This is a genomic window from Kocuria sp. ZOR0020 (assembly GCF_000800955.1).
In the GTDB taxonomy this organism is placed as follows: domain Bacteria; phylum Actinomycetota; class Actinomycetes; order Actinomycetales; family Micrococcaceae; genus Kocuria; species Kocuria subflava.
Genome location: NZ_JROX01000166.1, coordinates 24,376 through 41,710, shown reverse-complemented (window position 1 = coordinate 41,710; position 17,335 = coordinate 24,376). Strand labels below are relative to the sequence as shown.

The window sequence follows — 17,335 nt, the reverse complement described above, 5'->3', positions numbered from 1 at the left end:
CGTCGTCGTGAATGTGGAAGCCACGGAAGTGGCGGCGGACGTCCACCAGAACTTGATCGGTGACTGCTTGGCCGGACAGGGAGGTGCCGCCGGAGCGCAGGGTCAGGCCGGCGCCGTGGCGCTCCAAGATCCGCAGGAGTGAGCCGACCTGCGCGGCGCTGTGCGGGCGGACCAGGGCGCGAGGATGCAGGAGGTAGTGGGAGGCGTCGTGTGCGGCCGTGACCCGCTCCAGCTCGGAGGCGACGGTCTCCCCGGGCCAGGCGCGCAACTGCTCCAGCAGGGGGTCCTGAGCCTGGCGGGCAACGCTGTGGGGCCGGATCTGGGTCTGGGTGGGCGTGGAACGGCGGTTGTGCGAGGGCACAGTCATGCGGGGCCTCCTTGATCCGCGGGTCCCACAAGTATCGCAGCTTTCCGCGTGCTACTCCTTCCCCTACCCGCCGAGTAGGCCGTTTGATCGCTGCTGAGTGTGTCAGGGGCGATCAAACGGCCTACTCGGCGGGTAGGGGAGGGAGCAATTCGGCGGAGGGGGAGGGGGTGCCTGGGCGGAGGGGGCGACAGCCTAACCGCCCGAACGTGACGAAAATCCTGACCCCATCCACGGTCAACTTTTGCCGTGACTGACCGCCACGGGCGACCATAGTTCAATGCACTCCACACCTTCCGGACGTCTGTCCTCCACGTCCGCTCAGTCTGAGCCTGAGCAGCCAACGGACCTCAACAACACGATTGCCGTGGTGGAGGCCGCCAAGGTGGGGGCACTGGAGCATCTTGAGGCTCTGGTGGACGCCGGGACGGTGGAAGAAGCTGAGGCATTGAGCTTCATCCAGCGCTTTGACATCCACTACCCCGCGCTGATTGACCTGGTGCGCCGCACCTACGGTTCCGGCGAGCACGTGACCTCCGTGATGGTGGCGTTGGGCAAGTCTCTGGCAACGTCCTGGGGTACCCGGGCTGCTGACCTGCGGGAGCTGGATGAGCGCCGCAGTTCCGATCCTGACTGGTTCCTGTCCCGCCACCAGCTGGGCGGGGTCTGCTACGTGGACCGCTGGGCCGGGGACCTGGCCGGCTTGCGGGACCGCATCCCCTACATGGAGGAGCTTGGGCTCACCTACCTGCACCTCATGCCGGCCTTTGCCGTGCCTGAGGGCAACAACGACGGCGGCTACGCGGTCTCCTCCTACCGGGAGATCGATCCGCGGCTGGGAACCATGCAGGAGCTGGCCGGAATCTCCCGTGACCTGCGTGAACGTGGCATCAGCCTGGTGGTGGATTTTGTGCTCAACCACACCGCCAATGACCATGAATGGGCCAAGGCGGCTCGCGCCGGGGATCCCAAGTTCCAGCAGTACTACTGGATCTACCCGGACCGCACCATGCCGGATGCCTTTGAGCAGACCACTCGGGAGATCTTCCCGGATGACCACGCCGGCTCCTTCACCCCGGTGGCACCGGGGGACCCCCGCTGGGTGTGGACCACGTTCCACGATTTCCAGTGGGATCTGAACTGGACCAACCCTGAGGTCCTGGCCGCCATGGCGGGGGAGATGCTGTTCCTGGCCAACCAGGGTGCTGAAGTGCTGCGCTTTGATGCCGTGGCCTTCTTGTGGAAGGAACTCGGAACCTCCTGTGAGTCCTTGCCGCAGGCCCACTGGATTGTTCAGATGCTCAACCGGGTGTGCCGCATTGCCGCACCGGCCACGATCTTCAAGTCCGAGGCGATTGTGCACCCGGACGAGGTGGTCCAGTACATCCACCCGGACGAGTGCCAGATCTCCTACAACCCGTTGCAGATGGCTCTGACCTGGGAGACCCTGGCCACGCGCAACGGTGTGCTGCTCAATGACGCCATCAGCGAGCGCCACGGTCTGCCGGCCGGCACCGCGTGGGTGAACTACGTGCGCAGTCACGATGACATCGGCTGGACCTTCTCCGATGAGGACGCCTCACGCCGCGGGATCGACGGGTACCACCACCGCCGGTTCCTCAACGACTTTTACACGGGCCGGTTCCCGGACTCGTTCGCCGACGGCGTGGCCTTCCAGTACAACCCCAAGACCGGGGATGCGCGGGTGTGTGGCACCACCGCTTCCTTGGCGGGCACCACCACGGATCATCCCGACGACGGCGTCAACCGTGTTCTGCTGGCTCATGCCATCGCCATGTCCACGGGTGGGTTGCCTCTGCTGTATCTGGGCGATGAGCTGGCGCAGACCAACGACCCCGACTGGCACTTGGACCCGGCCAACGGCAATGACTCCCGGTGGGCCCACCGCCCGCGATTCCCGGAACGGGGTTTCCGGGACCGGGAGGACACCTCCACCGTGGCGGGCCGGGTGTTCCAGGGGCTCAAGCACATGCTGGCCGTGCGTCACCAGACCACGGAGTTCGACGGCGCTGATCTGATCGGCTTTGAGCCCAACAACCAGCACCTGGTGGCCTACCAGCGCCCGGGGCTGGACCCGGAGGGTTGGCCCAGCACTGTGCTGTGCCTGGCCAACGTGGATGACCACCCGCACCGGGTGGAGGCCTCCACACTCTCCGGTTTTGAACGGGATGCCACCTCCCTGCTGGATGACCGCATTGTGGATCTGGCGCTGGGGGTTGTCCTGCAGCCGCACTCGACGGTGTGGCTGCGCGTCTACAGCAAGTGAAGCTCAGCAGAGCCTGGGTTCGGACTCCCAGGCGTGGGTGATCAGCTCAACCAGTACGTGACCGTCGACGTCGTGAAGTTGGTTGACGTAGATGCAGCTGACTGCTGTGCGGTGCTTGCCCAGGCGCTCCAGAAGCTCGGCTGAGCGTGGGTGGTTCTGCAGCCCGTAGAGGCTGATGGAGGCCTTGCGGGGGCTGAAACCGATGCGAAACGTGTCCCCTTCCCGGCCTGTGGCGTAGCGGTAGTGGACCTGCCCGTAACCGATCATGGAGGGCCCCCACATGGTGGGTTGCTCGCCCGTGGCCTCAGTGAACAGTTCCAGCAGCTCCAGGCCTTGTTCCACGCGACGGGGCCAGGGCAGGGAACGGAGGAAGTCGGCGGGTTCCACGGAGGTGGGGTGGGTTTTCAGATCCGCCGCTCCCGTACCGGTGTGCCCGTCAGTGACTTCGGCTGAATGGTCAGTGACGACGGCGCAGCGGCCGTTGGCTTCCGGTGCATCCGCCATGGACAACCCGCGCTCCGCCAGGGCTGCCTGCAGGCGCTCCAGGCCGCGGGCCCCCACCCCGTGCAGGGCCAAGAGCTCCCCGTACGGCACGCCGTCGAGGTCCTCCAGGCTGGTGTGACCTGCTTGCCTCAGTGCGCGACGCGCTGGAATGCCCACTCCGGGGACGTCCTCAAGAGATGTGCTCATGGTGGGCAGCTTACGGCGGCAAGCCGTGGCACCCGTGAGGTGCGCAAAGGGCACTCGCGCAAAGATGGGGACGGTCCACGCCAGTGCATACCGGTCACCTGGGTGGACACCGGTCAGTCATCAGGAGGTTGTACTTGTCCACCAGCAGCGGCTGCGGGTGCTCCCGCGCCACCCCGGATGCTTCCGGCAACCTGGCCCTGGATTTGGAGGCGCGGTTCAACTGCGTGAGCAAGGTTCCGCTGTTCCGGGACCTGCCGATCCAGGAGCGGCGCAGCATAGCCTCCCGGATCACGGCACGCGTGGTGTCCCGGGGTGAGGTGGTCCAGGCCCAAGGTGCCATGCCCGCTCTGCAGATTGTTCATGCGGGGCAGGTCAAGCAGGTGCGTCTGGCACCAGACGGTTCGCAGCGGCTGCTGCGGATCCTGGGCCCCGGGGAATTCATGGGGGAGCACTCGGTGCTCACCGGTTCTCCCGCCCCACGTATGGCCACGGCTCTCACGGACGTGCAGGTGTGCGTGCTCTCCCGGTTGGACGTTCAGCAGTGGTTGGACCAACGTCCGCAGATGGCCGTGAACATGCTGCAGGCGGTCACCCGGCGACTGGAGGAAACGGAAGCCCAGCTGGCTTCACTGGCGGATCGCACCGTGACCCAGCGCCTTGGCGACTACCTTCTGAGCGCCTCGGACGGGTTGGTGGGGTACCCGTTCGAGCTGCCTGTCAGCAAGAAGGACTTGGCCAGTCTGATCGGCACCACCCCTGAAACTCTGTCTCGCCGCCTGCGCAGCCTCTCCGACCGGGGAGCCCTGGCACTGGGCAGCGGCCGACACATCACCATCCTGGACCAAGAGCTCCTGGCCGCCGACTGAGCCAGGGCATCCCGGCGGAAGCGGGCCTTCCCCTGGCCGTGTCTGCGTTGTGCGGCTGGCTCGCGCTAGCTCCGTGAGCCTGACTCGTGCTGCCCTGTGAGCTTGGATCATCGACTGCTTCAGGTGACGTGTCTGCGCCCGCGCCCCTCACATCCCCAAGAACTCCTTCCAGCGGGGCAGTTCCCGCTGGGCCTGGAGGTAACCGGCGGCGTAAGCGGCTTGCAGCCGAGCCACCCGCCGTTCCCCGTTGGAGACCGGCATGTTCTCCGGGGTGAACACCATGGCCTGCCCGGAGTCCTGGAGGTCGTACAGCTCTTCCCGGGTCCGGTTGTAGTTGGCCGGGCGGGCGTCCAGGGCCTCCACCACCGCCGGGTGGTCACGGAACTGCCGCCGGTAGATGGATGCAAAGCGCTCGGGCTGTTTGATGTAGCTGCGTTCACGAGTCAGGATGACCAGGAACTTGGTGTACCCATCCGCGCGTGCGGCGTCGATGGCAATGCCACCCGTTGGCCCCAGTGCACCGTCCACCCACACCGACCCCCGGTAGTTCACCGGCGGCATCAGCACGGGCATGGACGACGACGCCCGGACCTGCACCATCAGGTCCTGCTGTGAACCCAGGTCCTGGCGGGAGAAGTACACGTGTTCACCGGTGGAGGCGTTGAAGGCCCCGATCTTGTAGCGGGCGGGGTTGCGCGTGAATTGGCTGTAGTTGAAGGGCAGAGAGGCATCCGGAAGCCCGGACTTCTCGTAGATGTACTCCGCGTTGAACAACCCCTGGCCCCGGGCAAAAGTCCGTAAGTTGCCGAACTGGGGGTCCTGGGCGAACTCCACGAACGTTCGCCTGGCCCGTGGGGCATCCCGGGCGATGTAATTACAGGTGTGACTGGACCCGGCGGAGATACCGCCCACCCAGTCGAAATGGATCCCGGCTCCCAGCAACGTGGTCACAGCACCTGCCGTGTAACTGCCACGCATGCCGCCGCCCTCAAAGATCAGGGCCGTGTCCGTGACGTTGCTTGTCAACGCAGTCGTCTCTGCTGCGTCATCAGTGGAGTTTGTGCCGGGTGCACCGGGGTAACCCAGGTTGGCGCCGTCGTCGTCGGTGGCGGAGAACTGGTCCGGACCATCAGCCATGGGTGGTAGCTCCTCTGTCGCGCGCAGGTCTGTGTGGGGGATTCGAGCCTATCCGTCAGGCCAGAACTTCCATGTGCAGCTGGTAACGATCCGCCCGATACACGGAGATCGAGTACTCCACGGCCCGTTCCGCCAGCGCCGGATCGGTGTCCGGCATGGTGCCCGTGGTGAAGGAACGCCGGTGGAAGACCAGAACGGGGGTGCCGGGGTCTATGCCCAGCAGCGCGGCGTCCTGGGGTGTGGCCGCCTGGGCCTGCACGGTTTGTTCGGCGCGGGTCACGGGGGCTCCGGCGCGGGCGAGCATTCCGTAGAGGGAGCTTTCCCAGTCCGCGTCCAGGGGCAAGAGATCCAGTGGAACCCAGCTGTCGTCCACGCTGACCGGAACACCGTCCCCCAGGCGCAGGCGGCGGATCCGCAAGGCCTGGGACCGGCCAAGATGTTGGGCCGCCGCATCCGGCGCGGGCTGCCCGCCCACCGTGTCCACGGCTGTGGTGGGCCTGAGCCCGGCTGCCTGCATGTCCTCGTGAAAGGACGCCAGGTGCAGGCGCGAGCGAGCCATGCCGTGGGTCACAAAGGTGCCCCGCCCGTGTTCCCGGACCAACAAACCGTCTGCCACCAACTGCGCGATGGCGTGGCGAACCGTGATCCGGGAGACTCCGAACTGCTCCACCAGGCGGCGCTCGCCGGGAAGCCGGTCACCGACTTTCAGGTCATCCCGGATCATCTGTGCCAGGGCATCACGCAGTTGGGCGTGCTTGGACCCGATCTGGGAACTCACCCGGATCCTTCACCCGATGATCTGGAACAAGGCATCTGCGGAGGCCACCAGTCCGTGGACGGGCTGGGTGATCTGAGTGGCATCGCCGTCCATGAGCACCACGGGGCTGATCAGGTCATAGCCCTGCTCGCGCACGAATCCTGCATTCACCCGCAACAGTTCCTGGCCGGCGATGACCGTTTGCTTCTTTTCCACCAGGACCTCAAAGCCTTCACCCTTGAGCTGGACGGTGTCGATCCCCACGTGGACCAACACCCCCTGCCCGGATTCACTCACCAGGGCGACTGCGTGCGGCATGGCCTTCATGATCGTCCCGGCAACGGGTGCGACGACCACCAGTTGCCCCGCCGCGTCGTCGGGAATCACGGCGATCCCGGGACCCAGCATGCCCTGGGCAAACACCGGATCCGGGACTTCGCTCAACGGCACGGCCGCCCCGGCGAACGGGGCAAGAACGGGCGTGGTCACAAGAGGTCCTGGATGTCTTCGGCCAGGTTCTCTGCCTCCGGGCCCACCACCACCTGGACCACGGTGCCCGCCACCATCACGCCGTGTGCACCGAGTGCTTTGAGGGCCGCCTGATCCACCAGCGAGCTGTCTGCCACTTCAGTGCGCAGCCGCGTGATGCATCCTTCAATGTCTTCCACGTTCTGTGCCCCACCCAGGGCGGCCAGGATCTCTTCAGGCTTGGACATGGCTCCTCCTTGCATCCTCAGCCGGGGGTTTCTTGAGTTGTTTCCCAGGCTATTGACAGCTTCTCATGTGGTCAGTCAAAGTGACCACCAACACTGGTTATGACCAGTAATCATCACTGTACGGGAGAGCGAGAGGGCGGGTCCATGCCACTGCTAGGGATCCTGGGCGCCAGCGCCCACCAGAAGGCCGAGGGCAAGGAGCCCTCCAAGGCACTACAGGTTCTGCAGCGGTTGGGGCGCAGCCTCATGCTGCCCATTGCCAGCCTGCCGGCGGCGGCTCTGCTGATGCGTTTGGGGCAGGACGATCTCCTGGGCCGCTTTGACGGTCTGCACACCGTGGCCGCAGTGATCGGTGCGGCCGGAAGCGCCTTGTTCGACAACCTGGGCCTGCTGTTTGCCGTGGGCATCGCTTTCGGCTTTGCCAGGAAGGGCGATGGCTCCACCGCGTTGGCGGCCGTGGTGGGTTACGTGGTGCTGTTGGCGGTCTTTGATGCCATGGCGCCCGTGGTGTTGCCCGAGGGCCCCGACGGCGAACCACCGGTGATCAACTACGGGGTGTTGGCCGGCATCATCATCGGTCTGGTGACCGCCAAGCTCTGGGAGCGGTTCCACCGGACCAAGCTGCCGGACTGGCTGGGCTTCTTTGGCGGGCGCCGCCTGGTGCCCATGATGGTGGCTGTTGTTGCGGTGATCCTGGGTGTGCTGATGGCTTTCCCCTACCCGCTGTTTGCCTCCGGACTGTTGTGGACCGGTGAAACCGTGGCGGACAACGCCGTGTTGGGTGGTGGCCTTTTCGGGTTCGTCAACCGTCTGTTGTTGCCCCTGGGTCTGCACCACCTGTGGAACTTCTTCCCGTGGTTCCAGTTGGGAACTTTTGAGGGCGCACACGGTGACATCGCCCGGTTCTTTGCCGGTGACCCAGCGGCGGGAATCTTCACCACGGGCTTCTTCCCCATCATGATGTTCGCCCTGCCCGCCGCAGCCCTGGCCATCACGCACGAGGCCCGCCCGGAGAACCGCAAGGCCGTGGGTGGTGTGATGTTCTCCGTGGCGCTGACCGCCTTTGTCACCGGCATCACCGAGCCCCTGGAGTTCGCCTTCATGTTCGTGGCCTGGCCGCTCTACCTGGTCCACGCCGTCCTCACCGGTACCTCCCTGGCACTGGTCAACGCCCTGGACATCCACATGGGATTCGGCTTCTCTGCCGGTGCCATCGACTACGTTCTGAACTTCGGTCTGGGGCAGCGGGCCTGGATGCTGATCCCGATCGGCCTGATGTACGCGGTGATCTACTACCTGATCTTCCGCGTGGTGATCCGGTTCTGGAACCTGCGCACCCCGGGCCGTGAGGCCGAGGGAGACACCTCCATGGCCACGGACTCCGAACTGCAGAAGGGCCAGGCCAAGCGCCAGGTCAGCACGTCGGATGCAGAGCATGACGGCGTATCCGGCAGTTCCCAGCAAGCGACAGCGGCAGAAGCAGCGGGTGTTGCAGGAGCCGGTGCTGGAGCCGCAGGTGTCACGGTAACCGATGTGACCACAGGTTCGGGTGACTCCTCCGGGGAGCCCCGCAGCCAGGATCCGGACCTCGGTACGGGTCTCAACGCTGAAGGGCAGTTGTGATCCGTGGAGATCGTGATTGTTGAAACCCAGCAGCAGGCCGGGGAGTTGGTGGCTGAGGCCGTCGTCGCCCTGGTGGAGCGCAAGGCGAACCCGGTGCTGGGTGTGGCCACCGGCTCCAGCCCCGGTGCGGTGTACCGGGAGCTGGGGCGGCGGGTGGCCCAGGGGCGGCTCAGTCTCAAGGACACGCAGGCGTTCATGCTCGACGAATACGTGGGGCTGCCCGCCGATCACCCGCAGCGGTACCGGACGGTGATCGACCGCGAGTTCGTGCAGCCCACGGACATTGATCCCGCCAATGTTCACGGGCCGGACGGTTCTGCGCAGGAGATCGAGCAGGCCTGCGCAGACTACGAGCGGGCGATCACCAACGCGGGTGGCATCGACCTGCAGATCTTGGGAATCGGCACGGACGGTCACATTGCCTTCAACGAACCCGGTTCCTCCCTGGGCTCCCGGACCCGCCTGAAAACACTGACCAGACAGACACGGGAGGACAACGCCCGGTTCTTTGACGACGACGTCGCCTCCGTCCCCAAGCACTGCCTCACTCAGGGCGTGGCCACCATCATGGAGGCCCGGCACGTGGTGTTGCTGGCCTTTGGGCAGTCCAAAGTAGAGGCGATTCACCACATGGTGGAGGGCTCTGTTTCTGCCATGTGGCCGGCCACGGCCTTGCAGTTCCACCCGCACGTGACCGTGGTGTTGGATGAATCGGCGGCTTCTCGGTTGCAGTTGGCCTCCTACGCCCGGCAGGCCTGGGAGGCCAAGCCGGACTGGCAGGGGTTGTGAGGGTGGGGGATGCGGCGGTGGTGGGTCTGATTCTGCAGGCCGATCAGGTGGTCTTTCGTGATGGCCCGGCCTGCCCGGGCTGGGTGCGGGTGAGCGGAGAGGCAATCGTTGATGCCGGCACCGGTCCGGTCCCGGATGATGCAGGCGCCGCCCAGATCCGGCACCTGGGAGAGGTGACGCTGGCACCGGGTTTTGTGGACATGCACGTGCACGGCGGTGGCGGGGCAGCCTTCACGGAGGGCACTGAGGCCGCCCGTGTTGCTCGCGCCGCCCATCTGGCGCATGGGACCACCACGATGGTGGCCTCCCTGGTGTCTGACACCATCGAACAGTTGGAACACCAGGTGGCGGAGCTTGCGGGACTTGCAGAGACCGGGGAGCTGGCGGGCATCCATCTGGAGGGGCCGTGGCTTTCGGAAGTGCGCTGCGGGGCCCATGACCCCGGGCTGCTCCGGGACCCTCTGTTGGCAGATGTGAACCGTCTGCTGGATGCCGGACGCGGCCACGTCCGCATGGTCACGCTGGCGCCTGAACGCGCCGGGGCGTTGGAGGCCATCCGGACGCTGTGTGACCGCGGGGTGCTGGCTGCCGTTGGCCACACGGATGCCACTGACTCGCAGACCCGGGCCGCACTGGATGCAGGCGCTCGCGTGGCCACTCACCTGTTCAACACCATGCCCTCGCTGCACCACCGAGAGCCAGGCCCCATCCCACAACTGCTGGCCGATCCCCACGTGACCGTGGAGCTCATTGCCGACGGCGTTCACGTCCACCCGTCCGTGCTGCGCATGGCTGTCTGCGCAGCACGTGGTCGGTTCGCGCTGATCACTGACGCCATGGCTGCAGCCGGTCATCCGGACGGTTCCTACCGTCTGGGTCCGTTGGATGTGGACGTGGTGGACGGTGTGGCGCGGATCCGGGACACCGGCGCCATTGCGGGTTCCACCTTGACCCTGGACCAGGCTGTGCGCTTTGCGGTCACTCAGGCGCAGATTCCGCTGGAAGTGGCCGTGCGGGCGGCGTCGTCGACCCCGGCCAGGGCGCTGGGGCGAGCGGACATCGGAAGGATCGCGCGGGGGACGCGGGCAGATCTTGTGGTGCTGGATGAGAAGTTGTCCGTGCAAGCAGTGCTACACGGGGGCCGTTGGGTGGAATGATCGTGGGTATGTCTGACCTGCCTACATCCGCTGCACCTGCCCAGAACTCGCCGGTATCCGCCCAGGCCCCCTCCGCGGTCTCCTTTCCCGTGGCCGACCGCTACGCGGGTGTCACCACCACTGCGGTGCGCGACCTGCTGGACGTTCTGTCCCAGGGCAACATCATTTCCTTTGCGGGTGGGGCGCCGGCAGCAGAATTTTTTGCCGCGGATGACATCCGGGCCAGCTTTGACTGGGTGTTCGCCAACCGCCCGGCCAAGGCGCTGCAGTACTCCTCCACGCCCGGTGAGCCCGAGTTGCGTGAGCAGGCGGCCCGGCGTGTGTCACGGTCCATCCCCACCACCGCCGATCAGATCCAGGTGACTACGGGGTCCCAAGAGGCCATTTACCTGGTGGGCAACGCCATGATCAACCCGGGCGACGTCGTGCTGGTGGAGCGGCCCACGTACTTGGCGGCTGTCCAGGCCTTTGCCTCCTCCGGTGCCCGGATGATCGGCATCCCTTCTGACGACGACGGCGCCCGCCCCGACGCCCTGGAAGATCTCATTCGGGAGCACAACCCCAAGTTCGTCTATCTGATCCCCACGTTCCAGAACCCGTCCGGGGTGTGCATGCAGGCAGGGCGACGCAAGGAAATCGCGGAGGTGCTGCTGCGCACCGGCACGCCGTTGGTGGAGGACGACCCCTACGGTGAGCTGCGGTTCTCCGGTGAGTTCATCCCGCAGATCTCCGCCTTGCCGGGCATGGCGCACCAGAGCCTGCTGCTGAACTCGATTTCCAAGGTCATGGCACCGGGTATTCGAGTGGGGTGGATCCGCGGTGAGGGCCCCATCATGAACACCATCTCCATTGCCAAGGAAGCAATCGGGCTGCATTCCTCCGTGGTGGATCAGCTGGCGGTGGCCCGGTACCTGGAGGCATACGACGTCGACGCCCACATCCGCACCGTGGTGGAGGTCTACAAGCAACGGCGTGACGGGATGCGCCGGGAGTTGCTGGAGATGGTGCCAGAAGGTGCCACGGTCACCTCACCGGATGGAGGCATGTTCCTGTGGGCGGCACTGGGTAACGGGATCGACACCACAGCACTGCTGCCGATTGCCGTGCAGGAAGGGGTGGCCTTTGTCCCCGGGGAGTCGTTCTTTGCCCACGATCCGGACCGCTCCACAATGCGCCTGTCCTACGTGACCAACCCGCCGGAGGTCATCAGCGAAGGCCTGCACAGGTTGGGCCGGGCACTGGAACGCTGGCACGGGTGAGCCTGGTGTCATGTTCATGATGCGAGACCTGGGGGTGCCGGGTGCCTGCCAGCTCAGCCGCGGCTGGCAGTTCGGCTCGAGCGACCGGTGCAGCCATGAGCGCTGACAAGCTGCTGCACCGGCACTGGGGCTTGATCCTGCTGGTCGGCCTGGGAGGCGCGGTGGGTGCCGGGGTGCGCCTGCTGGTTGTTGAAGGCTTGTCCTTCTGGGTAGGGGCAGGTGCTGTGGCCACCGTTCTAGTCAACATTGCGGGAGCCTTTGGACTCGGTTGGCTGCTGCAGGCCTTGGTCAAGGCAGGGCGCCATGCCGGGCACCAGGTAAGACTCCAAGAAGGGCGCCAGGCCGGACTTGCGACTGGATTGCGCGAAAGGCACCCAGCCGGGCCGGAGGCAGGATTCCACGGAGAGCGCCAAGCAGTGCTTCAGGCCGGGCCGGAGGGCACCAAACGACGTCTGTTGCGGCTGGGTCTGGGAACCGGTTTTTTTGGCGGGTTCACCACGTACTCGGGGTTCGCGCTGGACACGGTCACGCTGGCGGGACTCTCCCCTTCGCTGACCAGTGGTGCCACCGCCGGAACGGCTGCGGGTCTGGGATCTTTGGGGCCGGTCTTGTCGGTTGCGCTGTACCTGGCCGCCAGCCTGATTGGTGGTCTGGCGGCTGCACTCTTGGGCATGGCAGTGGGTGCGGCCGTGGGGCGTCGTGGTTCTGGAGACTCGCTCAAGTCTGCTGATGCCCGCCGTTCTGCGGGGCCAATGGAGTCTGTAGATCCGTTGGGCTCTGTTGACCCGTTGGGCTCCGGTGACCCGGCCAGGTCTGTTCATGCAGACAGGCCCGTTGATCCCCGCGTGGCTGTTGATCCGACCAGGGGGGATGCGTGATGGTCACCGCAGGTCAGGTGTTGCCGTGGATGCTGCTGGCTGCCGCCGCCGGTGGGTTGGGTGCTGCAGCCCGGTTCCTGATGGACGGCGAGATTCGACTCCGGTGGCGTGGTGCGCTGCCGTTGTCCACCCTGGTCATCAACGTGGCGGGCTCATTGCTGCTGGGTCTGACCTGCGGATTGGTGGGCACTTTACCCACGCCGTCCCTGGTGGCCCTGGTCTCCGAGACGACGACGCCGACCGCAGCCATCTCGAGTGACCCCTGGACGTTGGGGGTCGCGCTGGCCACGGTGGGGTTCTGTGGCGGTTTCACCACGTTCTCCACGGCCATGTTTGAAGTGACCCAGCTGCTGCTCAATCGCCGCACCTGGATGGCCGTGGGCTACTGGGTAGGGTCGGCAGTGGCCGCGGTGATCGCGGTGGTGCTGGGCATGATGTCGGGCGCGCAGCTTTAAGCCATCCAAGCTCTGTGCTTGGATGGCATCGGAAGCATTCGCCCATGTGAAAGGACTCTTGTGTCGTTCTCCGGGGATGCCAAGACATCATCGAGTTGCCCAGTGATCGCATGGTCCTGGGTTCTGAGTGCCGCTGCGGTCCTCATGGCGGTGATCTCGGCCGCAGGCATGATCACCACCCAGGCGGCAGCTACCGAATCCACCGTGACTGATGCCGCACAGGCAGGTCAGCTGGCTCCGTTCTTTGCTGTGGGCGCGTCATTCCTGGGCCTGGGATTGGTGGTGATCGGCATGATTGTCACCAGTGTGGCGGCCGGAGGTGCTCAAAGTCGCGGGCGGAAGGGCTTGGTGAAGCGCTCGCTGATCATCATGGGCCTGGGACTGAGTGCCTCCTTCTGCGCCTGGGTGCTCACCCTGCTGGTGTGGGGATTCCTGCGGTGAGACCGTGGGGCGTTCGGTCACAGCCTCTTGTTGGCCAGCACCGGGATCGACTCCCTGATCTTGGCGACCCGCTCCACGTCCAGTTCCACGGTGCGCTGGCCGGGCGCGCCGTCCATTCGCAGCTCATCCACACCGTTGGGCCCCACCACCGCGCTGTGCCCCACCCCCAGTGGGGTCTTGGTGGCCTCGCCCTCTTTGTCCAACTCGCGCACCGCTTGACCGCAGGCCACCACGTACGACGTCGAATCCAGCGCCCGGGCCCGCGTCAACAAGTCCCACTGCTCGGCCTTGCCGGGGCCGTCCCCCCATGACGCCACAACGACGACGACCTCCGCCCCCTCCTGCGCCAACCTTGTGAACAGCTCGGGGAACCGGACGTCATAACAGATGGCCAAACCAACGGTGGTGCCGCCGATCTCCACCGTGACCGGTCGATCCCCGGGTGCGATGCCTTTGGACTCCTTGAAACCGAAGGCGTCAAACAAGTGAATCTTGTTGTAGCTGACCGGCTGCTCGCCGGGGCGGAAAACCATCAAGGTGTTGGAGGTTCGGTGATCCTCCTGGTTGCGGGTGAATGACCCCACCATGACGGCCAGCCCATGATCCTCCGCCGCTGCCTGCACGGCGTCATGAAATTCTGCGGCGCTCTCGCGGGCGAACCTGGCAAAGTCGCCGTCGAACGAACATGCCGCCGCCTCCGGGAACACCACCAGGTCGGCACCATCAGCTGCAGCTGCCTGAACTGCGCTGAGAATGGCTTCCAGGTTTCGGTCCACATCCGGGACCGTGTTGATCTGGGCGATGGAGATCTTCATGGGGTCCTCTGTGTATCGATTGATCCTGTGTGCCCACGATGCCACGAAGTCCACTGGCCTTGCATCAGGTTCCCTGCTGGGTGCCTCCCGTAGTGGGTGGCTCTCCTGCCGCGTGACACTGCGCCGCCTGTTCTCCTCAGAACGGAGGTGGGGGATCCAAGTCGGGCAGGTCATCCTGAGGGCCCTGGTTCTCCACGTGATTCGGGTCTGCCGCATGGCCCAGGCCCTCCACATCATCCGCGCCAGCCACGTGAGCCGCGCCAGCCACATGACCCGGGGCATTCATGTCATCTGTGCCTGTGTGTTGATGCGCGCCCGCCCTCATTGCTGAGTCATCGCCGGACTCCATGTTTGGGTCACCGGCTGGCGTGTGCACGTCGCGACTTCCCACCAACCATCGCGTGGTGGCAGGTGTGGGTGCGCCGGGGACCGTACGGCGGACCACTCCTGTGGGCGATGTCCATTCCAGAAGACCGGGGCGCTGCTGGCCGCCAACCTGGGGGCCATCGGGTGGATCGGTTGTGGGCGGAGCCGTCCGGTCGTCGTGATCGGGATTGATGTGCCGCACCTTCCAGGAGCCCAGCGCGCCCACCTGGTGTTTGATGCTGTGGTGATGCCTGCACAGGTGGGCAGTATTGTCCAAGCTGGTCACACCGCCACTGTCCCAGGCGATGGTGTGGTCGATGTCGCAACTCGAAGCCTGCCTACGGCATCCCGGGAACCTGCAGGTCTGGTCCCGTATCTCCAGCACTTTGCGCAGCCCTGCCGGCACCACGTAGGTGGATCTTCCGTGGTCAGTCACCACTCCGGTGTGTGGATCCGTGAGCAGGCGCCGCCAACTGGTGGCACCTGCAGCAATTTCCAGGGCCTGGGCGTCACTGATGGGACCGTAGCCCACCATGTGCGGGCCTGATTCGGCGTACGGGGCAGGACCAGGCGCGGTGTAGCGGTCAGATGCAGAAAATGGCATGCGGCCGCCCTCCACATCCTGACCGGCAGGAGTGGAAAGATCCGTCCGGGGGACGGCGGCCGAACGGTCACCCGCTGGCACCTGGGACGGTGACGGGGACTGAGGCTGGGGCTGAGACGGGGATTGAGGCTGAGACCGGGCCTGGAACTGTTCCCAGGACGGAGACTGGAACTGAGACCTAGGCTCGAACTTGGGCGACAGGTCAGGGTCCTGCCCGATCAGATTCGTTGCCGGTACTGTCACCGAAACCTGTCCACGGATTCCACGCGGTACTCCACGATCGGCAGGCAGCTCGCCGTCCAGCAACAGATCCGTCAGGACGTCTGCGCGCTTCTCGCCGGTCAGGCGTGTGGTGTCAGCCAAGGTCTGCGTCATGCGGTTGATGCGTGACTGGATGGCAGTGGCGGCGGGGGCATCCAGAATGGCCGTGAGGCAGGCCAAGCCGTTGTCCTCCGGGGTGATCCAAACGTCTCTGTGCTTGCGCGCCGCAGCGCAAGCACGCTGATTGGCGGCGGCGCCCATCCGTGTTCGACGCCGCCGTGAGAAGTCCCCCAACTGCCGCACCGTGCAATGTGGCGCCCGCACCGTCAGTTCCTGGGTGAGCTTGGTGGCCTCCCGGTAGATCTGCAGAGCCTCCTCCCGGGCGGGGCCGCCATCAGCGCTGCCATCCGCACTGTCTCCTTCGCCGACCGCCTCAGAGGTATCAGCAACAAGGGCATCAGCACCTGGTGCACCTGGCGGGTCTCCGCCGGGGCGTGGCGCTTGATCCGTGAGAGTGCGCCATTCGTCCAGGATGACCTTGGCCTTGGGCCACGTGATGGCACCAGCCTCCAACGCCTGCAAGACGTGGGGGAGGTCCCCGGTCAGGATCAGCGCCTGCTCCACCAGAACACGGGCGCTGCCAGCCGGCAGCATGAGTGCCACCCCCACCTCTGCAGCCACATCCCTCAACACCAAGTCAGGAGAGTCCTGTGCGAGCGCCGTGGATACAGCGTGGTCGTGTTCGACGACGGCCCGGGCCCCTGCGTTCTTGGCTGCCACCTTGTGAAGCGCCACCACCTGGCGCATCAGCCGCCCCCGCGCCGCAGACTCACAGGAGGCCGAGTCTTGAATGCCACGAACCAGTGACGCCGCGTCCAGCCCGTCCAAATACGCCAGTTCGGGGGCATCTGCACCACCCATGGGAGGCCCAGGAACGGGCCGTCCGTGTGAAATCTCCGGGGAGGGGTCCGACCCCCTCACTGCTTCCTCATCCATAACCCCACGATTCCACGGGGGTCAGACAACACGAGCCCTCTCAACACCCTCAAAAGCACTTGTCAGACACATATTTCGAAAATCTTCCCATCAGTGATCAGACCCCAGTGGTCACAACTCCACAGACCCATCCAACCCACATGACGGCCAGCGACAATCCACAGGAATCAGACCCGAGCCTCCGGTTTCGCCCTGAGGCCCACCGCAATGAGGCCCCACCGCAATGAGGCCCCACCGCCCACAGGCCTCACAGCCCTAACTCACCGCCCCACTGACCGGAAGAACCACGTGTAAAACGCACCCCAGCCCACCAGGAACACCGCGCGTTCAGCTCTCTGAGGCGTGACCCCTGGGATCCGGGCCAACCCACGCCCCGGTGCCGAAACCCCCGCACGCCGTGCCACGGAAGCCAGCCCACCCACCATGCCGGTCACCAGTACAAATCGGGTCATCCGCGCCGGGACCGACCACGCCAGGAGCGCAACCAACGGCTTGCCCTGAACTCCCGCGGACCGCGCGTAGAGCTTGTACGGGGTCCCGGTGAACGGCCCGATCATCAATGCCGCCAGTCCGTGTCTCTCCAACTGCCGGTCAACCTTGGCCACCATCTCATGATTGATGGCCGGCACCCGGGCAGCCAGATCGGCTGACCGAGAATCCGGAACCCGCGATGCCCATCGGTGCACCGCCGCACCACCCAGAAGTGCTCCGGCGGTGGCGGTGGCCGTCGTCGTGAATCCGCGGCGTGGCCTGCGCAAGGCCAGGTAAGAGGTCCAGAGGTCCGGGACCACAAAGAACACCGTGGCCTCCGCAACACCCCAGCCGAATGCCACCCCGTGATCGCGTAACCGATGTGAACCCACAACATCCTCCA

At 65.6% G+C, this 17,335-nt stretch carries 18 protein-coding genes; 9 read left to right on the top strand and 9 right to left on the bottom strand.

Features of this window, described 5'->3' with window-relative positions:
• Positions 1–367, bottom strand: a 367-nt coding sequence (locus tag L979_RS10310) for an FAD-binding oxidoreductase (protein WP_047692109.1), incomplete at its 3' end; no start/stop codon positions are given.
• Between the two features lie 277 nt (positions 368–644).
• Between L979_RS10310 and L979_RS10305 the strand changes: the two genes are divergently transcribed.
• Positions 645–2,651, top strand: a complete 2,007-nt coding sequence (locus L979_RS10305; protein WP_081994290.1) for an alpha-amylase family protein — start codon at positions 645–647, stop codon at positions 2,649–2,651.
• A gap of 3 nt (positions 2,652–2,654) precedes the next feature.
• Here the strand turns inward: L979_RS10305 and L979_RS17095 are convergent, their stop codons facing one another.
• Positions 2,655–3,341, bottom strand: a complete 687-nt coding sequence (locus L979_RS17095; protein WP_047692128.1) for a DUF1801 domain-containing protein — start codon at positions 3,339–3,341, stop codon at positions 2,655–2,657.
• 134 nt (positions 3,342–3,475) lie between these two features.
• Here L979_RS17095 and L979_RS10295 point away from each other — a divergent pair, with 134 nt between their 5' ends.
• Positions 3,476–4,207, top strand: a complete 732-nt coding sequence (locus L979_RS10295) for a Crp/Fnr family transcriptional regulator (RefSeq protein WP_081994288.1) — start codon at positions 3,476–3,478, stop codon at positions 4,205–4,207.
• Between the two features lie 147 nt (positions 4,208–4,354).
• Here the strand turns inward: L979_RS10295 and L979_RS10290 are convergent, their stop codons facing one another.
• Genes L979_RS10290 through L979_RS10275 form a run of 4 tightly spaced genes read right to left on the bottom strand, consistent with a single transcriptional unit; the run spans position 4,355 to position 6,817 of the window.
• Entirely contained in the window at positions 4,355–5,344 is a 990-nt protein-coding gene (locus L979_RS10290) for a patatin family protein (RefSeq protein ID WP_081994286.1), read from the bottom strand.
• Positions 5,345–5,399: 55 nt separating this feature from the next.
• Entirely contained in the window at positions 5,400–6,122 is a 723-nt protein-coding gene (locus L979_RS10285) for a GntR family transcriptional regulator (RefSeq protein ID WP_052209779.1), read from the bottom strand.
• Positions 6,123–6,131: 9 nt separating this feature from the next.
• Positions 6,132–6,590, bottom strand: coding sequence for a PTS glucose transporter subunit IIA (locus L979_RS10280; protein WP_047692107.1), 459 nt, complete (start codon positions 6,588–6,590; stop codon positions 6,132–6,134).
• Positions 6,587–6,817, bottom strand: a complete 231-nt coding sequence (locus L979_RS10275) for a glucose PTS transporter subunit EIIB (RefSeq protein ID WP_047692106.1) — start codon at positions 6,815–6,817, stop codon at positions 6,587–6,589. The genes L979_RS10280 and L979_RS10275 overlap by 4 nt, the downstream gene beginning before the upstream one ends.
• Before the next feature lie 144 nt (positions 6,818–6,961).
• Here L979_RS10275 and L979_RS10270 point away from each other — a divergent pair, with 144 nt between their 5' ends.
• The 7 genes from L979_RS10270 (at position 6,962) to L979_RS10240 (ending at position 13,419) form a co-directional block, all read left to right on the top strand.
• Entirely contained in the window at positions 6,962–8,440 is a 1,479-nt protein-coding gene (locus L979_RS10270) for a PTS transporter subunit EIIC (RefSeq protein WP_197052132.1), read from the top strand.
• A gap of 3 nt (positions 8,441–8,443) precedes the next feature.
• Positions 8,444–9,229: a glucosamine-6-phosphate deaminase gene (gene nagB, locus L979_RS10265; RefSeq protein WP_047692105.1), complete on the top strand. Its 786-nt coding sequence runs from the start codon at positions 8,444–8,446 to the stop codon at positions 9,227–9,229.
• A 17-nt stretch (positions 9,230–9,246) separates the two neighbouring features.
• On the top strand, positions 9,247–10,386 hold the full coding sequence (gene nagA / locus L979_RS10260) for an N-acetylglucosamine-6-phosphate deacetylase (RefSeq protein ID WP_231559497.1): 1,140 nt from the start codon (positions 9,247–9,249) through the stop codon (positions 10,384–10,386).
• Between the two features lie 8 nt (positions 10,387–10,394).
• Entirely contained in the window at positions 10,395–11,645 is a 1,251-nt protein-coding gene (locus L979_RS10255) for a PLP-dependent aminotransferase family protein (RefSeq protein ID WP_052209778.1), read from the top strand.
• 95 nt (positions 11,646–11,740) lie between these two features.
• On the top strand, positions 11,741–12,523 hold the full coding sequence (locus tag L979_RS14710; RefSeq protein WP_052209777.1) for a CrcB family protein: 783 nt from the start codon (positions 11,741–11,743) through the stop codon (positions 12,521–12,523).
• Positions 12,523–12,978, top strand: coding sequence for a CrcB family protein (locus L979_RS10245; protein WP_052209776.1), 456 nt, complete (start codon positions 12,523–12,525; stop codon positions 12,976–12,978). Before L979_RS14710 ends, L979_RS10245 begins: the two co-directional genes overlap by 1 nt.
• A 102-nt stretch (positions 12,979–13,080) precedes the next feature.
• Positions 13,081–13,419, top strand: coding sequence for a hypothetical protein (locus tag L979_RS10240; RefSeq protein WP_047692104.1), 339 nt, complete (start codon positions 13,081–13,083; stop codon positions 13,417–13,419).
• A gap of 17 nt (positions 13,420–13,436) precedes the next feature.
• Here L979_RS10240 and L979_RS10235 read toward each other — a convergent pair whose 3' ends face one another.
• From L979_RS10235 to L979_RS10225, 3 genes are all read right to left on the bottom strand, one after another.
• On the bottom strand, positions 13,437–14,234 hold the full coding sequence (locus L979_RS10235; RefSeq protein WP_047692103.1) for a nitrilase-related carbon-nitrogen hydrolase: 798 nt from the start codon (positions 14,232–14,234) through the stop codon (positions 13,437–13,439).
• A 136-nt stretch (positions 14,235–14,370) separates the two neighbouring features.
• Complete coding sequence (locus L979_RS14705) at positions 14,371–16,461, bottom strand: HNH endonuclease signature motif containing protein (protein ID WP_156125544.1); 2,091 nt, start codon at positions 16,459–16,461, stop codon at positions 14,371–14,373.
• Between the two features lie 260 nt (positions 16,462–16,721).
• On the bottom strand, positions 16,722–17,324 hold the full coding sequence (locus L979_RS10225; protein ID WP_231559496.1) for a hypothetical protein: 603 nt from the start codon (positions 17,322–17,324) through the stop codon (positions 16,722–16,724).
• Between the last annotated feature and the right edge of the window lie 11 nt (positions 17,325–17,335).